At 32.3% G+C, this 17,752-nt stretch carries 10 protein-coding genes; 1 reads left to right on the top strand and 9 read right to left on the bottom strand.

What is annotated here, in order from left to right; translation table 11 throughout:
• Nucleotides 1-268 precede the first annotated feature (268 nt).
• The 8 genes from BTO07_RS08250 to BTO07_RS08215 all read right to left on the bottom strand — a co-directional run bounded on the left by BTO07_RS08250 (nt 269) and on the right by BTO07_RS08215 (nt 15,341).
• Complete coding sequence (locus BTO07_RS08250) at nt 269-1,240, bottom strand: IS110 family transposase (protein ID WP_087520781.1); 972 nt, start codon at nt 1,238-1,240, stop codon at nt 269-271.
• A 1,072-nt stretch (nt 1,241-2,312) separates the two neighbouring features.
• Nucleotides 2,313-2,972, bottom strand: a complete 660-nt coding sequence (locus tag BTO07_RS08245) for a hypothetical protein (protein WP_087520780.1) — start codon at nt 2,970-2,972, stop codon at nt 2,313-2,315.
• A 272-nt stretch (nt 2,973-3,244) separates the two neighbouring features.
• Nucleotides 3,245-5,971 carry a class I SAM-dependent DNA methyltransferase gene (locus BTO07_RS08240; protein ID WP_087520779.1) on the bottom strand — a complete coding sequence of 909 codons (2,727 nt, stop codon included), beginning with the start codon at nt 5,969-5,971 and terminating at the stop codon, nt 3,245-3,247.
• Nucleotides 5,972-6,538: 567 nt separating this feature from the next.
• Nucleotides 6,539-8,002: a glutamate synthase subunit beta gene (locus BTO07_RS08235; protein WP_087520778.1), complete on the bottom strand. Its 1,464-nt coding sequence runs from the start codon at nt 8,000-8,002 to the stop codon at nt 6,539-6,541.
• Nucleotides 8,003-8,006: 4 nt separating this feature from the next.
• A complete protein-coding gene (gene gltB, locus BTO07_RS08230; RefSeq protein ID WP_087520777.1) occupies nt 8,007-12,518 on the bottom strand; it encodes a glutamate synthase large subunit in 4,512 nt (1,503 codons plus the stop codon).
• Nucleotides 12,519-12,731: 213 nt separating this feature from the next.
• Nucleotides 12,732-13,958 (bottom strand): ammonium transporter, encoded by a 1,227-nt coding sequence (locus BTO07_RS08225; RefSeq protein WP_087520776.1) that lies wholly within the window; start codon nt 13,956-13,958, stop codon nt 12,732-12,734.
• A 19-nt stretch (nt 13,959-13,977) separates the two neighbouring features.
• Nucleotides 13,978-14,316, bottom strand: a complete 339-nt coding sequence (locus BTO07_RS08220; protein WP_087520775.1) for a P-II family nitrogen regulator — start codon at nt 14,314-14,316, stop codon at nt 13,978-13,980.
• A 32-nt stretch (nt 14,317-14,348) separates the two neighbouring features.
• On the bottom strand, nt 14,349-15,341 hold the full coding sequence (locus BTO07_RS08215; RefSeq protein ID WP_087520774.1) for an outer membrane beta-barrel protein: 993 nt from the start codon (nt 15,339-15,341) through the stop codon (nt 14,349-14,351).
• A gap of 279 nt (nt 15,342-15,620) precedes the next feature.
• Between BTO07_RS08215 and BTO07_RS08210 the strand changes: the two genes are divergently transcribed.
• Nucleotides 15,621-16,403 carry a tRNA pseudouridine(38-40) synthase TruA gene (locus BTO07_RS08210; RefSeq protein ID WP_087520773.1) on the top strand — a complete coding sequence of 261 codons (783 nt, stop codon included), beginning with the start codon at nt 15,621-15,623 and terminating at the stop codon, nt 16,401-16,403.
• Between the two features lie 160 nt (nt 16,404-16,563).
• On the opposite strand, the gene BTO07_RS08205 is transcribed toward BTO07_RS08210, so the two are convergent.
• A complete protein-coding gene (locus tag BTO07_RS08205) occupies nt 16,564-17,706 on the bottom strand; it encodes an acyl-CoA dehydrogenase (protein WP_087520772.1) in 1,143 nt (380 codons plus the stop codon).
• Nucleotides 17,707-17,752: the final 46 nt, after the last annotated feature.

Genomic DNA, 17,752 nt, shown 5'->3' with positions numbered 1-17,752 from the left:
AGTGTTGTATTTAGGTCTTCAATGTTTTGTCGTTAATATTAGATTCAATAGTTTAAAGGTATTTATTTTGAGATTGCTTCGTGCCTCGCAATGACTTGGTTGTTTTTGTTAAGGATGAGGCACTTCGACAAGCTTAGTGTTGCATTTAGGTCTTAACTGATTATTCGTTAATATTAGATTCAATAGTTTAAAGGTATTTATTTTGAGATTGCTTCGTTCCTCGCAATGATCTGTGTTAAAAAACTATTATTTATTGTTAAAATTTCTTTTATTTCAGAAAATATAAGTTTTGATGATTTTCATTGTAAATTTGTTTGTTAGTCGCAATAGAAAAAATTTGCTTTATTAATTTATTAGCTATTGCAATTTTAATTACTCTCTCGGGTTTTCCTTTTTCTTTAAGTCGTTCATACATTTCGATACAATTTTTATTTACTCTTTTTGCAGACCAACTACATAAATACAAAAGTTTTCTAATTTGAGGTTTGCCCATTTTACAAATATGTCCTTTACCTTTTACACTTGTTCCTGATTGATATAGCCTTGGACTAAATCCTACAAAAGCTGTCAGTTGTTTATAGTTATCAAATTTTGTGAAATTATCTGTAATAACACTCATCATAATAGCCGTTTTTAGCCCGATTCCTGGTATCGTTTTTATTCTTTCAACCGTGTCTTTATAAGCTAATCTTCCTATTTGCTCTATCTTTTTTTCAAACTTATCAATACGTCTTATTAATAATATTAGTACTTGTTTTAATTCTTTTCTAAGATCCGAACTCAACAAACCTGTTGCTTCAAAGGATTCTAATTGTCTTTTTGTTTGATGTTTTTGTTTTTTTAGTAATTCTAAAGCTGTGTAAAGTTGTTTAATTTCTATACTAGGTTTACTCTCTGGACACCATCTTTTTAACTCATATTGAGCACCATATTCGGCAATTGTCTTTGCGTCTTTTTTATCTGTTTTTGCTCTATATAATCTTGTTTGACTATATCTTCTAATTATCAAAGGATTTAATACACATACATTAAAACTAGATGCATGTAAAAAAGTTGCTAACTGAACATAATAAGGACCACTAGCCTCCATTACAATCCAGTCTGATGCATTAATCAATTTAATAAATTGCTCAAAACCTGTATTTTGATTCTTAAAAATTTTGTGAATCCATTTATCTTTTTCTAAATAAGAAACATCAAAGGTTTGCTTACTAATATCAATTCCTATAATTTTACTCATATCAAATGTTTTTATAGAAAAATTACTACATTTACTTATCAATCCTAAATACAGACTTGATGGTCTAATGATCTGTTCAAGTTTATGTAGTAAGGGGTAAAGTGATTAGCATTGCGAACGGTCTTTAATGACAAATGACGGACTATAATCTTTTCCTTTACCCTTACTTTTCTTGTTAAATATTAAATCTAATTTAAGCTTTTTAAAAACAGATCCTTATTTGACAAACATAGGATGACTTGGTTGTTTTTGTTAAGGATGAGGCACTTCGACAAGCTCAGTTTTGCATTTAGGTCTTCAATGTTTTGTCGTTAATATTAGATTCAATAGTTTAAAGGTATTTATTTTGAGATTGCTCTGTGCTTCGCAATTACGTTGTTTGTTTTTGTTAAGGATGAGGCACTTCGACAAGCTCAGTGTTGCATTTAGGTCTTAAATGATTATTCGTTAATATTAGATTCAATAGTTTAAAGGTATTTATTTTGAGATTGCTCTGTGCTTCGTAATTACGTTGTTTGTTTTTGTTAAGGATTAGGCACTTCGACAAGCTCAGTGTTGCATTTAGGTCTTAACTGATTATTCGTTAATATTAGATTCAATAGTTTAAAGGTATTTATTTTGAGATTGCTCTGTGCTTCGCAATTACGTTGTTTGTTTTTGTTAAGGATGAGGCACTTCGGCAAGCTCAGTGTTGCATTTAGGTCTTCAATGTTTTGTCGTTAATATTAGATTCAATAGTTTAAAGGTATTTATTTTGAGATTGCTCTGTGCTTCGCAATTACGTTGTTTGTTTTTGTTAAGGATGAGGCACTTCGACAAGCTCAGTGTTGTATTTAGGTCTTAATTGTTTTCTCGCTAATACCAGATTATATTGTTTAAAGGTATTTATTTTGAGATTGCTCTGTGCTTCGCTATTAGGTTGTTTTTGTTAAGGATGAGGCAGTTCGGTAAGCTCAGTCTGACATATAGGTATTAACTGGGTTCTCGTTATTATCAAATTATAAATAGTTAAATGGATTTATCTAAAGATTTAGATGTTATGGCATTTTAACTGCTACACTTTAAGATACTTTTAGCTTTTTACTATTTTACCTAATGCTTCTAAGAGTTGTGGTTCTAATTCTAGTGCAATTCTTGCTACTGCAAAGAAATCGCTCATGTATTTGTCTAGAGATTTAAAGGCTATATTTTTTGTTTTAGTTTCATTCTGTGCGTTTCCTTTTGCTAAAATGTATGCTGCTCTTAAGTTTTCTAACTCAGTTAGTTCTGCTAATATTTCTGTTACCTGTAGTTGATTGATTTTAATTGCTGCCAGTTTAGTTAATATATCTGGTTGTGAATTTAATGTGTTGTAAAATAGATTTACAGTTTCTAACCATTTTACATACGACTTAGGAATGATGCCTTTGATACCTAATTCTTTTAATACTAATGTATCTTGTTTAAATACAATTTTGGCTTTCTTACGATCTTTTGCATACTTGGTTTCTATATTCGTTTTTTCATCATCGAAGGCTTTGTATGCTTTTGCTCTTGTATCTTCTAATGTTTGGTTGTTATTAAATTGTGCTTTTGCTTCATTTAATATGGTTTTACCTTCGTCTATTTTTGCAGTATTGTAGCCCAATTCTTCCATTAATGATTTAATGACTAGGTTTTCTTCTACATTTGTTAATGCAATTCTACTTGATTCTAAAATTTCTGTTTGTGATTTACTGTTTTTAAGTGGCATAGCAATTTATTTTTTAATTATTAATACGATTTCTTTTTCTGATTTGCACTGTTCATAGCAGTAAACAGTGACTTTTACTATAATTATGATGACTTATAGACTCAATTTAGTTACTCTTTTATTGTTTAGGGTGACTTTGTTAGTAATCTACGTGACTTTGTTAATAAGCTTACTGACTTAGTATTAGGTTATAGTGACTTTCTTATTCGTAACAGTTGATTTGTTATATAATGTAGTGACTTTATATTTAAAATTAATGGTTGTTTTGTTTATTACTTCTTTTTTGTTTTCTTTTCGTTTAATAATGGTGCTGTGTATTGATTGTATAACTCAAATAGGTATTCTATTCTGTTGGCTTCATTTGTAAAAGCTTGTGGTCTGTAACATAGATCTACCGCTTTGTCTAATGCTTGGTGTGCTTTTACTAATTTTGGAGGCATTGTTAAAGGATGATACAAATCGGCTAAACTGCTTTCTGGAAATTCTAAACGAACGTCTAAAACTTTTTGTGCTTTTTCTTCTACTTTTTGCTTGTTTTTATCACTTACTTTCTGTGCCCAAGGATAATTGTTATAAACAATATCCTTTGAATATCGAAAATCACTCTTTAAACGACCACAGGTATATTTTACCCAACTCATATGCATTTCAGACATTAGCATACCAAAATGATATATTTCTACATTTGGCATTATCAAATTACTGTTAGTTGAAATAGTATCTTTATCAATAAAGCCCATTGGAATATATTTCCTGTTTTCAGATGACACTACTGGAATTATTAGACAACTGTCAGGATTGTTCGTTTCTCTAAAGCGTGTAGGCGCAAGGTTTTGCATTGCTTTATCTGTACTTTTTAACCTATCCTCTTTCACTTGATTTATTCTATCCATTACTAAAGGCATTTTTCTTATTTCATTTGGTGGACAATCAACTAACCAAAGACAGTATCTTTTTTTATTATTAATAAATTCACTTGCACCAATTAGTTTTTTTATCCATTTTTTCGCATTAGGTTCTTCTTTTAATAAAAAAGATAAATCCTTTTCTTCAACTATTAAACCCTTACTTTTAGCATAATAATTACCTTTCATTATGTTTGGAACTTCACATATAGGTTTTCTGTTTTTATTTATTAGTACATTTTTAGAGTTAACTAAATATGCATTAATATTTCTTACTTTAATCGCTTGAGCTTCTCCTTTAATATCTTCATAATCAAAAATTGTTTTATCAGATGTATCAATGTTAGCAAAACCGATTATGACACAATAGACAGCTGCATTTCCTTTAGCTTCATTATTCCATTTAAAAGTTCTATGGGCGAAATGAATTTTAACATCATATTTATTTTGTAATAAACCCCAAAGTAGACTAGTTTGTTCACCTTGTACAATTGAGTTAGTTGATACAAAAGCGGCTTTTATTTTAGTGTTTTGAATATATCTTGAAGCTAAAATATACCAACCAACTACATAGTCTAATGTTCCTCCACCTGATTTTTTATCAAATATATTTGCAATTTGATTACGTTGTTCCTTTTTCATTATATTAGAACCAATGAATGGTGGATTACCTATTATATAAGACAAAATATTATTAGGTACAACTTCTTCCCAATCAATTTCTAGTGCGTCTGCATGAACAATTTTAGCGGCTTTTTTAAGTGGCAGTCGTGCAAAATATTGTCCGAATTCTTCACTGACTCTCATATTCATTTGATGGTCTATGAGCCACATTGCTACTTCGGCAATTTTAGAAGCAAACTCATCGTATTCTATTCCGTAAAACTGGTCTACATCTAACCAAAGAATTGCAGATATGTCTAATACTTGTTCTCCTTTTTTAAAGAGTTCTCTTAAAATATCTATTTCTAAGAGTCTTAATTCTCTGTAGGTAATGATTAAGAAATTACCACTACCACAGGCAGGATCTAAAAATTTTAAGGTTGATAATTTGTGATGAAACTCTTTTAGTTTTTTAGAATTCGATTTTACTTTATCGAACTCTGCTCTTAACTCATCTAGAAATAATGGTTTTATGAGTTTAAAGATGTTTTTTTCTGATGTGTAATGTGCTCCTAAGTTTCTGCGTTCTTCAGGATTCATGACACTTTGAAACAGTGAACCAAATATAGCTGGACTTATTTTACCCCAATCTAAACCCGATGCTTCTAATAGAATGCTTCTCATGTTTGTATTGAAAGCGGCAATTGGTAGTATTTCTTCGAATAACTTACCGTTTACATAAGGGAATTGGTTTAAATGTTCGTCTAAATTGGTGTATCTTTTTTCTTTTGGTGTGTTTAATACTTGAAAAAATTGCGCCATTAATGCTCCTAAATCGCTACCATCTTCATTTGTTTTTTGATCTAGAAATTCTTTAAAGGTGTCTTTTTCGAAAATACTGGTATCGTCTGCAAAAAGGATAAATAGTAAGCGTACTAAATAGACTTCTAAATGATGCCCCTCATACCCAAAGGTTTCGAGTTGGTCGTGCAATTTGCCCATTAACTCTGCTGCCTTAATATTTACTGGGTCTTCTTCTTTAAATGTTCTTTTTTGATACCCTGCAATAAAGCCAAAGAGTTTAACATTTTTATAGAGTTCTGATACATGAAACTCGTGTTCTGTGCCTTCGTCTAAATCGAATAGTTTTATTTTATCGAAATCTGATACTAGAATGTATTTTGGTAGGTCGTGTTCTTTTATTCCTGGAAAATAGTCTGTTGCTTGTTGATATGCTTTGTCTAGGTTTTTTCCTTTGGATTTGTGTTCTACTAATAAAGTCCCTTTCCAGAAAAGGTCTATAAAGCCTTGATTACCGCTTAATTTTTTTACAGGTTCTTCGAAGGTTGCAACGCGTCTTCTGGAAATGCCGAAGACGTTGAAAAAGTCGTTCCAGAAACTGTCTTTTTCTGCTCGTTCTTTAGATTCGTTTGCCCATTCGTTAGAGAATTTTAATGCTCTGTCTTTTATTTCGTTCCAGCTTAATGCCATTGTACTTTTTCTTTTTTTTTGTGCTAATTTTTTTGAAGGACTAATTTAGTTTTTTCTTTTTTGATTGTGTGTTTTCGATACTCTTTTCTTTTCTATTGATGAATGCTGAATTACTTTTAGATTGTGTTTGAAGGTATGTTTTTGGGTTGCTATTGTTTCTTAAGGAATCTTTATACTTGTAGTTTTATATAAACAGATTGCTTCTTTCCTCGCAATGACAGGTATGTAAACAGATTGCTTTGTGCCTCGCAATGGCAAAACTGTTTGTTGTATTGTTCTGGTTTTTTATTGGAATGATAAGGTTGGTTGCTATTTGCGTGAAGGATAGAAATGAAAAGCCCACAGTGAGGTACGAACGAGGACTTGTAATGGATAGCCTGACCATTTTTATGCTATCTGTTTATTCTATGAACTTCGCTTTTTAAAAAATGGGCACGCCCAAAAAGGTTTAATAATTGTTTAGAACAAAGAAAACTCATCAATAATTAAATTGATGAGTTTTCTTTTGTTATAGATTCCTGCCTACGCAGGAATGACAGAACGTTTAATTTTTTTGTTGACTAAATGCTACATTGCTACTAAATCGCCAGAAATATCTTTTGTTGGTAATTCTGATTTCCCCATTAAATAGATGTCTACTTGTCTTGCTGCTTCTCTACCTTCTGATATTGCCCAAACAATTAGTGATTGTCCGCGACGCATATCGCCAGCAGTAAATATATTTGGAACGTTTGTTTGGTATTTTCCGTATGCTGCTTTGTAGTTAGAACGCGCATCTGTTTCTAAACCTAATTTGTCTGCTAGTGTACTTTCTGGACCTGTAAAACCAAGTGCCAATAATGCTAAATCGCAAGGCCATGTTTTTTCTGTACCTGCTATTTCAATTAACTGAGGTCTTTGACCTGGAACCATTTTCCATTCTACATTAACCGTTTTTAAAGCGATTAATTTTCCGTTTTCATCCTTTACAAATTCCTTTGTGTTGATTAACCAGTTACGTTCTACCCCTTCTTTATGAGAAGAAGAAGTTTTTAATTGTAATGGCCAAAAAGGCCAAGGAGTTGTTGGTGAACGATGACCAGGAGGTTTTGGCATAATTTCGAAATTTACCACAGATTTTGCTCCTTGTCTGTTTGATGTACCTACACAATCTGATCCTGTATCTCCACCACCAATAACGATTACTTCTTTATCTGTAGCTAATACTTGGTCTTTTACTTCTTTACCAAATACTACTTTTGTTTGTTGCGTTAAGAAATCCATTGCTTGTACAACACCATCGGCATCAATACCTGGAGTTGGTAAACTACGTCTTTCTGTAGATCCACCACATAAAACAATACTATCGAAAGCTTTTAAATCTTCAACATTATAATTAACACCAACATTCACGTTTGTTTTGAATATAATTCCTTCAGCCTCTAAAATAGCAACTCTTCTATCGATGATTCCTTTTTCCATTTTGAAATTAGGAATTCCATAACGTAATAATCCACCAACTTCATCATCTCTTTCGAAAACAGTAACTGTATGACCCGCTCTATTTAATTGTTGTGCTGTTGCTAAACCTGCTGGCCCAGAACCAATAACGGCAATTGTTTTTCCTGTTCTATTTTTTGGAGGTTGTGGTTTTATCCATCCTTCTTTAAAAGCACGCTCTACAATATTTTTTTCAATATTTTCTATAGCAACGGGATCTTCAATAATACCTAATACACATGATTGTTCACATGGAGCAGGGCATAAACGACCTGTAAATTCTGGGAAATTATTTGTAGAATGTAATATCCATGAAGCTTTTTGCCATTCGCCTTGATGTACCATGTGGTTGAAATCTGGAATTAGATTTCCTAATGGACAACTACTGTGACAAAAAGGAATACCACAATCCATACAACGTGAACCCTGTTTTGTTATTTCCTTTTCTGAAAGAGGAACTGTAAATTCTTTATAATCTTTTACACGATCTTTTACAGAAGTATATTTTTCATCCTGTCTTTCAAATTCTTTAAATCCTGTTACTTTTCCCATGACATTATGCTTTTGTTAATTCTTCAAACATTGGTTCTTCTGTTTCTAAACGTATCAATGCTTTTTTGTATTCAGTTGGCATCACTTTTACAAAGTTGTTTAAACTTGTATCCCAATCTGCTAACAATTCAGCACCTTTTTTACTATCCGTATATAAAACGTGTTTTTCTATGGTTGCTTTTAAATCAGCAGCAACTTCATCAGAAATATCTTCGAATTCTATCGTTTCAGTATTACAAAGCCCGTTTACAAACTTGTTTTCTGGATCATAAACATACGCAATACCACCACTCATACCAGCAGCAAAATTTCTACCTGTACTACCTAATACAACTACTTTACCACCTGTCATATATTCGCAACAGTGATCTCCTACACCTTCTACAACTGCGGTTGCACCAGAATTACGAACAGCAAAACGCTCTCCTGCAATTCCATTAATATAAGCTTGACCAGCTACTGCGCCGAACATACAAACATTACCAACAATGATATTGTTTTCTGCTAAAAAGTCTGCTTTTGCCGGTTTCTTTATAATTAATTTTGCTCCGGATAAACCTTTACCTAAATAATCATTTGTATTACCATCTAAAATAAATGTTAATCCATGTGCGCCGAAAGCTCCAAAACTTTGTCCTGCAGAACCAGTAAAGTTGATATTTAAGGTGTCTTCAGGTAAACCTAAGTGACCATAAATTTTTGAAATTTCATTACTAACAATTGCTCCAACAGTACGATTGGTATTTTTTATTGGATATGCTAAGTTCATTTTTTCTTTTCTATACAAAGCTCTATGAGAATCTTTTAATATAGTAAAGTCTAAAACGCCTTCTAAGTTATGATCTTGAGTTTCTGTATTTCTAACAGTCATACTTCTATAAGAAGTTGGTCTGTGTAAAATACTTGATAAATCTAACCCTTTCGCTTTATAATGCTTGATTGCTTTATTTGCGTTAATTTTATGAGTTTGACCAACCATTTCAGCTAATGTTCTGAAACCAAGTTGTGCCATAATTGCTCTTAATTCTTCAGCAATGTAAAAGAAGAAGTTAATTACATGCTCTGGTGTTCCTTTAAAGTTTTTACGTAACTCTTTATCTTGCGTTGCAATACCTACTGGACATGTATTTAAGTGACACTTACGCATCATAATACAACCAGAAGCAACTAAAGGAGCAGTTGCAAAACCGAATTCTTCAGCACCTAATAATGCAGCAATAGCTACATCTCTACCCGTTTTTAACTGACCATCACACTCTACAACAATTCTACTTCTTAAATCATTAAGAACTAAAGTTTGTTGTGCTTCTGCTAAACCAAGTTCCCAAGGTAAACCGGCATGTTTTAATGAAGTTAAAGGAGAAGCTCCTGTACCACCATCGTAACCAGATATTAATACTACATCTGCTTTTGCTTTTGCAACACCAGCAGCAATTGTACCTACACCAACTTCAGAAACTAATTTTACATTAATTCTAGCTTCACGATTTGCATTCTTTAAATCGAAAATTAATTGTGCTAAATCTTCAATTGAATAAATATCGTGATGAGGAGGAGGAGAAATCAAACCTACAAAAGGTGTTGAATTTCTTGCCTCTGCAATCCAAGGTAAAACCTTTTCTCCAGGTAATTGACCACCTTCACCAGGTTTAGCTCCTTGAGCCATTTTTATTTGTATCTCTTTTGCACTTGATAAATAGTGAGAAGTTACCCCAAATCTACCAGAAGCTACTTGCTTAATAGCAGAGTTTCTACTATCTCCATTGATATCTTTTTGAAAACGTTTTCTATCTTCACCACCTTCACCAGAATTAGATTTTCCTCCAATTCTATTCATTGCAATTGCTAAATTTTCATGAGCCTCACGAGAAATAGATCCATAAGACATTGCACCTGTTTTAAAACGCTTTACAATATCTGTCCAAGGTTCTACTTCTTCCAATGGAATTGGATCTAAGTTATCAAACTGAAACAAACCACGAATTGTCATTAAACTTTCTGACTGTTCGTTAATTGCTTTTGCATAGACATCATAACTTCCTTGATCACTTAATCTTACTGCTTGTTGTAATTTAGAAACTGTAGTTGGATTAAATAAGTGACGTTCACCATTTCTTCTCCATCTATAATCTCCACCAACATTTAAACCTAAGTTTTTATCAATTTGATTATCTGGATACGCTTGTTTATAACGTTGATCAATTTCTTTTTCTACTTCATATAAACCAATACCTTCTATTCTTGAAGCAGTATATGGGAAATATTTTTCTACAAATTGAGAGTTGAAACCTACAATTTCGAAAATTTGAGAACCTCTATAAGAATGTAATGTAGAGATTCCTATTTTGTTCATTACTTTTAAGATACCTTTTCCAATTGCTTTGTTGAAATTATCAACTGCACCTTGCTCATCCATACCAGTAATGAAGCCTTCTTTAACTTGCATTCTGATAATTTCATTCACCATATATGGGTTTACAGCACTTGCGCCATAACCAAATAAAGTTGCAAAATGATGTGGCTCACGAGGTTCTGCAGATTCAATAATAATATCGAAATGAGAACGCTTACGTAAACGGTTTAATTGATGATTTACAAAAGAACAAGCTAATAAAGCAGGTATAGGAGCAAGCTCTTTATTTACACCTCTATCAGAAAGAATAATAATATTTGTTTTTCTTTCTAACGCTTTTTCTATTTTAACGATGATATCATCTAAAGCATCTTCAAGACCATTTAAACCTTTTGCTTTTGGGTATAAAATTTGAATAGTTTCAGCTTTGAAACTTTCAATATCTATATTTCTAATTTTTTCTAAATCTGCATTAGAAATTACAGGATTTTGAATTCTTAATTTTCTACACTGTCTATCTGTAATACTGAAAATGTTTCTATCTTTTCCTAAATTTAAACTGATGTCAGTTACAATTTCTTCACGAATACCATCTAAAGGTGGATTTGTAACTTGAGCAAATAATTGTTTAAAGTAGTTAGAAATTAATTGAGGTCTGTCTGATAAAACAGCTAAAGGAGTATCAATTCCCATAGAGCCTAAAGCTTCTTTACCAACTATTGCCATTGGTGTAATTACTTCCTGAATATCTTCAAAAGTGTAATTAAATAAACTTAGACGGGTTTTAACATCAATAGATTCTATAGGACAGGTTTCACTTGTATAAGGAACATCCTTTAAGTGTAAACGAGTTTTATCTAACCATTCTTGATAAGGTCTTTCAGAAACAATTTTACTTTTAATTTCTTGATCTTGAATGATTCTTCCTTCATTCATATCTACCAAGAACATTTTTCCTGGTTCTAATCTACCATGTTCTTTTACATCTTCTGGAGCTACATCTACAACACCAATTTCTGATGACATAATTAAACTACCACTTTTTGTAACTGTATATCTAGATGGTCTTAAACCGTTTCTGTCTAATAATGCTCCAATATAATCTCCATCTGTAAAAGGTACAGAAGCAGGACCATCCCAAGGTTCCATAATACAACCATTGTATTCATAAAAAGCTTTACGCTCTTTAGACATAGTTGCATGCTTTTCCCAAGCTTCAGGAATCATCATCATCATAATTTCTGGTAATGAACGACCTGTGTGAGTTAATAACTCAACAACCATATCCATAGAAGCAGAATCTGATTTTCCTGGTAAAATAATTGGAAATAATTTATCTATTTGTGGACCAAATACATCACTTTTCATGATTTCTTCACGAACACGCATTCTACTAACATTACCACGTAAAGTATTAATCTCTCCATTTTGACACATGTGTCTAAATGGTTGCGCTAATTCCCAAGTTGGCATTGTATTCGTAGAAAAACGTTGGTGTACTAAAGCTAAACGTGTTACTAAGTCTATTTCTTGTAAATCTTTATAATAAGGACCAATATCTTCAGGCATAATAATACCTTTATAGATAATAGTAGTTATTGATAAACTCGGAATATAAAAATATTTACTTTCAGAAATTTTAGATTTTCTAATTGCATGTTCTGCTATTTTACGAGCAGCATATAATTTTGCTTTAAAAGTAGCTTCGTCAATATCATCTGTTTTACCAACAAACAATTGCTCGATATTTGGTTCTGATGCTAAAGCGATTTCACCTAATTGAAAAGAATCTACAGGAACTTCTCTCCAACCTAAAATAGACAGTCCTTGTTCTTTTATCTCGTTTTCAAACGTACTTTTACAATAATCATATTGATTTGTTACTTTTGGAAGGAAAACCATTCCAACAGCATATTCTCTTTGATTAGGAATAGGAAAATCACATACTCGTTTGAAATAAACATGAGGAATATCTATTAATAAACCAGCACCATCACCTGTTTTTCCATCTGCACTAACACCACCTCTGTGCTCTAGTTTTACTAGAATTTCTAATGCGTCATGTATAATTTGATTCGTTTTCTCTCCATTCAAATTACAGATAAAACCAGCACCGCAATTTTCGTGTTCAAATTCTGGTAAGTATAAGCCTTGTTTCTCCATATTATATTCAATTATATTGGCTAATTTATATTTTTTATGGTGAAAAAGTCAATGTTTCTAGGGTTTTAATATAATTTTTATGATGAAATCAAAAATGTGCTATAAATAATTCAATAATAGTAATAAAATCTTTTTTTACTGAGAAAATGACAATAAACACAAATACCTGCAAATTTTTAAATTTGCAGGTATAAAATAATGTTTTTAAGTTGATTAGTGATCGTTTAAACGGAAGTCTGAATAAGCATTCATACCATGTTCATGAGCATCTAAACCTTCTAGTTCTTCTTTTTCACTTACTCTAATACCAACAGTTTTCTTAAGTGTAAAAATAATTAAGAATGATGCGATTACACAAAAAGCTGCATAACATGCTACACCTGTTAATTGTATTAAGAATGTATGTTCTGGGTTTGTTGAAAAGATTCCAACAGCTAATGTTCCCCAAATACCACAGATTAAGTGTACAGCAATTGCTCCAACTGGATCATCTAATTTAATAGCATCTACAAAGGCAACAGCAAATACAATTATTGCTCCTGCTATTCCACCAATAATAATAGCGCTTTCAGGAGTCATTACATCTGCACCAGCAGTAATACCAACTAAACCACCTAAAATACCGTTTAAGAACATTGTTAAATCTAAGTTTTTGTATTTAATAAAAGATACTAAAGCGGCAATAATACCACCTGTAGCAGCAGCTAAACAAGTTGTAACTAATGTTAAAGAAGTTAATTCAGGGTCAGCAGATAAAACAGAACCACCATTAAAACCAAACCAACCTAACCAAAGGATTAAAACCCCTGCAGTTGCTAATGGTATATTATGACCAGGTATTGCCTGAGGCTTACCGTTCTTGAATTTTCCAATACGAGGACCTAGTAACCAAACAGCAACTAATGCTGCCCATCCACCAACAGAGTGTACTAATGTAGAACCAGCAAAATCATAGAATCCCATTTGGTCTAAAAATCCACCACCCCATTTCCAAGAACCAGCAATTGGGTATATTAAACCAACGTATATAACTGTAAAAATCATAAATGGTCCAATTTTCATTCTTTCAGCTACTGCACCAGAAACGATCGTTGCAGCGGTAGCAGCAAACATTCCTTGAAATAAGAAATCTGTCCACCAAGTGTATCCTCCATCTGCATATTCTGCAGTCATTCCGTTTTCTGGTGGTGCAATTCCAAAACCAGCGAAATCTAAAACTCCAGCTGAACCTTCTGCGAAACCAGGGTACATTAAGTTAAAACCACCAATATAATATAGTAGTAAACCAGATGTAATAATAAAGATGTTTTTAAATAAAATGTTTATTGTATTCTTTTGTCTTGTCAAACCTATTTCTAAAAATGCAAAACCAGTATGCATAAAGAAAACTAAGGCTGTACAGATCATCATCCATACATTATTTGTTGTTAATAATTCCATAATTAAATTTTGTAGTAGATTAGTTTAATGTTTCTCCGCCTTTTTCTCCTGTTCTAATTCTGTAAGCGTCGTTAATGTCGCTCACGAAAATTTTTCCATCACCAACTTCACCTGTCGAAGCAGCTTCAATGATTGTTTTAATGGTGATTTCTTCAAATTCATCGTTTACAACAATAGCAAGATGTCTTCTTTGAATATCACTAGTGCTATAACTTACACCTCTATATACATGACCTTCTTTTTCGTTTCCAATTCCAGTTACATCCCAGTAAGAGAAAAAGTTTACACCAACTTCATGTAGCGCATCTTTTACTACACGATATTTTGATTTTCTTATAATTGCTTCTATTTTTTTCATGATAAAATAATTTTATGAGTTCGTATGTTTTATTAGAAAGAGTAAACAGCTGCCATTGTTAATGTAGATGTACTTTTTTCTCCCGGAAAAGCTTCGATAATGAAGTCGTCAGAAGAATCGAATCTTAAGTCTGTTATAAACTTTAAGTTATCAGTTAACGTTACGTTAGATGTTAAAGTAAATGCAGAAACACTTTGGTCTGTTGCTCCTGTTGTAGTGAAAAATTCTGGTCTAAATCCTAAAGAGAATTTATCTGAAAATTTATTTTGTAAGTATAAAGCTACACCTTGGTACCCTGAATCAGCATCACTAGAGTTTGCATAAGCTGCATTTAAACCTAAGTAGAAAGAATCAGAAATATCAAATCCTCCAGTATAATCTAAAAAGATCCAGTCTGTTGCTCCACCTGCACTTACAGCTCCAGTAATGAAGTTTAAGTATTGACCTTTGTATCCAATTTGAGCTCCTAATTGAGTGTCGTCAGAAAAGTTTCCATCTGCACTAGAAATTCCATGTGCGTTTGTTATTGCTAACATGAAAGATAAGTCATCAGAAACTGCATAGTCTGCTTTTATACCTGTATGAGAAAATGGGCCTGCATTAAATAAATAAGATACAGTGTAGTTAAAATTAGCAGCTGGTGAAATTACCTCATAGCCTAAAAACGTATTAAACTGTCCTGCTGTAAGTGTTAATTTGTCACTTACATTATAGTAAGCATATAATTGGTTAATAGCTCCTGCCATATTTGCATCATCTGCTCTAGGACCAAAAGCAATATCTGCAACTACACCTGCTTTACCTTTTTCATAAGCAAAAACAGTATTCGCAAATCCTAAACCAAAAGCATTCGCATTTTCTGGTGCTGCAATTAGAATTCCTGGAGTTCCAGAATCTTTTGTGAAATTAGTAGTTCCATATACATCTACTGTTCCACTTAATGTGAAAGTTCCTTTATCTTCTTTTTCTTGTCCAGTTACTATTAAGCTACTTGCTAATAATAAAGTAAAAATAATTTTTTTCATAATGTTGTGTTCTTTTTAGTTTGTGTTGAATGATTTTTATTAATTGAACTGGGTCAAAAGTATATATTTAATTTAAACTGACAAGGGGTGTGTTTTTAAAAAGAATGTATTTTTATATTACACCCTCAAAAAAACAGGGGTTATATTGAGATAAGTTTATTTTTTTGTTTTTGAAGGGGTGTAAATATAGTGTTTGTAAAAAAGTATGGTATAATTTTAGGATATTCATAAAAATGAGCCTTTTGTGAAAAAAAATGTAATTATTGTACATTTGCATCTATGAAATACTCATTTTCTTATATAGTAAGGCTGCAGTTTTTAGGTTTTCGGTTTTCTGGATGGCAAAAACAAACAAATGCTAAAACATTACATGATATGGTTGATAAAACCTTGTCGTTTGTTTTTGAGGATGTTAATTATAAAACTATTGGTGTTGGAAGGACGGATGCTAAGGTTTCTGCAAATACATACTATATTCAAATGTTTACAGATGGTTTAGTTGATGAAGCTTCTTTTGTGGATTCTTTAAATGCTAATTTTTCTCCTGATTTTAGAGCGATTTCTATTCAGAAGGTAAATAGAGGTTTTAATATTATTAATTCTCCGAAGATTAAAGAATACCATTATTACTTTTCATTTGGAGGGAAAAATCATCCTTTTGCTGCTCCGTTTATTGTAAATCTTAATGAAGATCTTGATATTGATACAATGATGAAAGCTGTGAAGTTGTTTGAAGGGGAACATTATTTTCATAAATATTGTACAAAGCCTTCTGAAAAAACGATTTTTAAAAGAGTGATTGATTCTTGTGAAATTGTAGAGAATGATATTTTAACAGCGAATTTCTTTCCTGAAAAGTCTTATATATTTAAGGTTAGAGGAAAAGGGTTTTTACGTTATCAGATTCGTTTGATGATGGCAACATTATTTGAGGTTGGGAAAGGGAATCTTGATTTAGAATTTATTGAAGCTTCTTTAAAAGAAGATAATGATAGAATGTATATGCGGAATAATGCGCCTTCTTCTGGTTTGCAATTGTATGATATTGAATTAGAACTGTAGTTTGCAAGTAAGCACGCGCAAAGGATTGAAGCAATTGTTTGAGCTCTTTTTGTTTTTACAAAAAAGCGAGTGCGTAAAGCCTGACCTGAAAGGTTGCGCCCAAAAGAAAAACCCACCTTTTAAAAAGATGGATTTTTAGAGACTATATATAAGGTGTACTTTATCCTTTGATAATTCCACGAGAAATTACGATTTTCTGAATCTCAGAAGTTCCTTCGTAAATCTGTGTAATTTTAGCATCACGCATTAAACGTTCTACGTGGTAATCTTTTACAAAACCGTTTCCACCGTGAATTTGCACAGCTTCTACAGTGTGTTCCATAGCAACTTTACTTGCGTATAATTTTGCCATTGCGCTAGACATATCGTAATTGTTACCTTGGTCTTTGTCCCAAGCAGCTTTCATAACCAACATTCTTGCTGCCTCGATTTCTGTGTGCATGTCTGCTAATTTAAATGCAATTGCTTGATGATTGCAAATCTCTGTTCCAAAAGCTTTACGTTCTTTAGAGTATTTTAAAGCCAACTCATAAGCACCTGCTGCAATACCTAATGCTTGTGCAGCAATACCAATTCGTCCTCCAGAAAGTGTTTTCATAGCGAATTTAAAACCAAAACCATCTTCTCCGATTCTGTTTTCTTTTGGTACTTTTACATCGTTGAATTGTAAAGTGTGCGTGTCTGAACCACGGATTCCTAATTTGTCTTCTTTTGGGCCAACGTGAAAACCTTCTGTTCCTTTTTCTACAATAAAAGCGTTGATTCCTTTATGTCCTTTTTCTCGGTCTGTTTGTGCAATTACTAAATATACATCTGCACGTCCACCGCTTGTAATCCAATTTTTTGTTCCGTTAATTACATAATGATCACCTTTATCTTCTGCAGTTGTTGCTTGTGATGTTGCGTCTGAACCTGCTTCTGGTTCACTTAAACAGAACGCGCCAACAAATTCTCCTGTTGCTAGTTTTGTTAAATATTTTTGTTTTTGATCTTCGTTAGCGTAAGATTCTAAACCGTAACAAACTAATGAGTTGTTAACAGAAACAATTACGGATGCAGAAGCGTCGATTTTAGAAAGTTCTTCCATAATTAATACGTAAGAAATAGCGTCCATTCCGCTTCCTCCGTATTTTGGATCTACCATAATTCCTAAAAAGCCTAAATCTCCCATCTTTTTCACTAATTCTTGCGGAAATTCTTGCTTGTTGTCTCTTTCTATTACACCAGGTAATAATTCTGTTTGCGCAAAGTCTCTTGCAGCATCTCGAATCATTAGGTGTTCTTCTGTTAAACTAAAATCCATATGTGTGTATTTTTATTATATTCGTAATTAATGGCTCCAAAGATAT

This window comes from Polaribacter sp. SA4-12 (assembly GCF_002163675.1).
Lineage (GTDB): Bacteria > Bacteroidota > Bacteroidia > Flavobacteriales > Flavobacteriaceae > Polaribacter.
The sequence above is the reverse complement of the archived record's forward strand: the minus strand, read 5'-3'. Positions and strand labels throughout refer to the sequence as shown.

What these genes read in the sequence shown, in the direction of transcription:
- BTO07_RS08220 (WP_087520775.1), bottom strand. Translation starts at nt 14,316, where the DNA reads ATGAAAAAAATAGAAGCAATTATAAGAAAATCAAAATATCGTGTAGTA.
- BTO07_RS08210 (WP_087520773.1), top strand. Translation starts at nt 15,621, where the DNA reads ATGAAATACTCATTTTCTTATATAGTAAGGCTGCAGTTTTTAGGTTTT.
- gltB (WP_087520777.1), bottom strand. Translation starts at nt 12,518, where the DNA reads ATGGAGAAACAAGGCTTATACTTACCAGAATTTGAACACGAAAATTGC.
- BTO07_RS08225 (WP_087520776.1), bottom strand. Translation starts at nt 13,958, where the DNA reads ATGGAATTATTAACAACAAATAATGTATGGATGATGATCTGTACAGCC.
- BTO07_RS08215 (WP_087520774.1), bottom strand. Translation starts at nt 15,341, where the DNA reads ATGAAAAAAATTATTTTTACTTTATTATTAGCAAGTAGCTTAATAGTA.
- BTO07_RS08250 (WP_087520781.1), bottom strand. Translation starts at nt 1,240, where the DNA reads ATGAGTAAAATTATAGGAATTGATATTAGTAAGCAAACCTTTGATGTT.
- BTO07_RS08245 (WP_087520780.1), bottom strand. Translation starts at nt 2,972, where the DNA reads ATGCCACTTAAAAACAGTAAATCACAAACAGAAATTTTAGAATCAAGT.
- BTO07_RS08240 (WP_087520779.1), bottom strand. Translation starts at nt 5,971, where the DNA reads ATGGCATTAAGCTGGAACGAAATAAAAGACAGAGCATTAAAATTCTCT.
- BTO07_RS08205 (WP_087520772.1), bottom strand. Translation starts at nt 17,706, where the DNA reads ATGGATTTTAGTTTAACAGAAGAACACCTAATGATTCGAGATGCTGCA.
- BTO07_RS08235 (WP_087520778.1), bottom strand. Translation starts at nt 8,002, where the DNA reads ATGGGAAAAGTAACAGGATTTAAAGAATTTGAAAGACAGGATGAAAAA.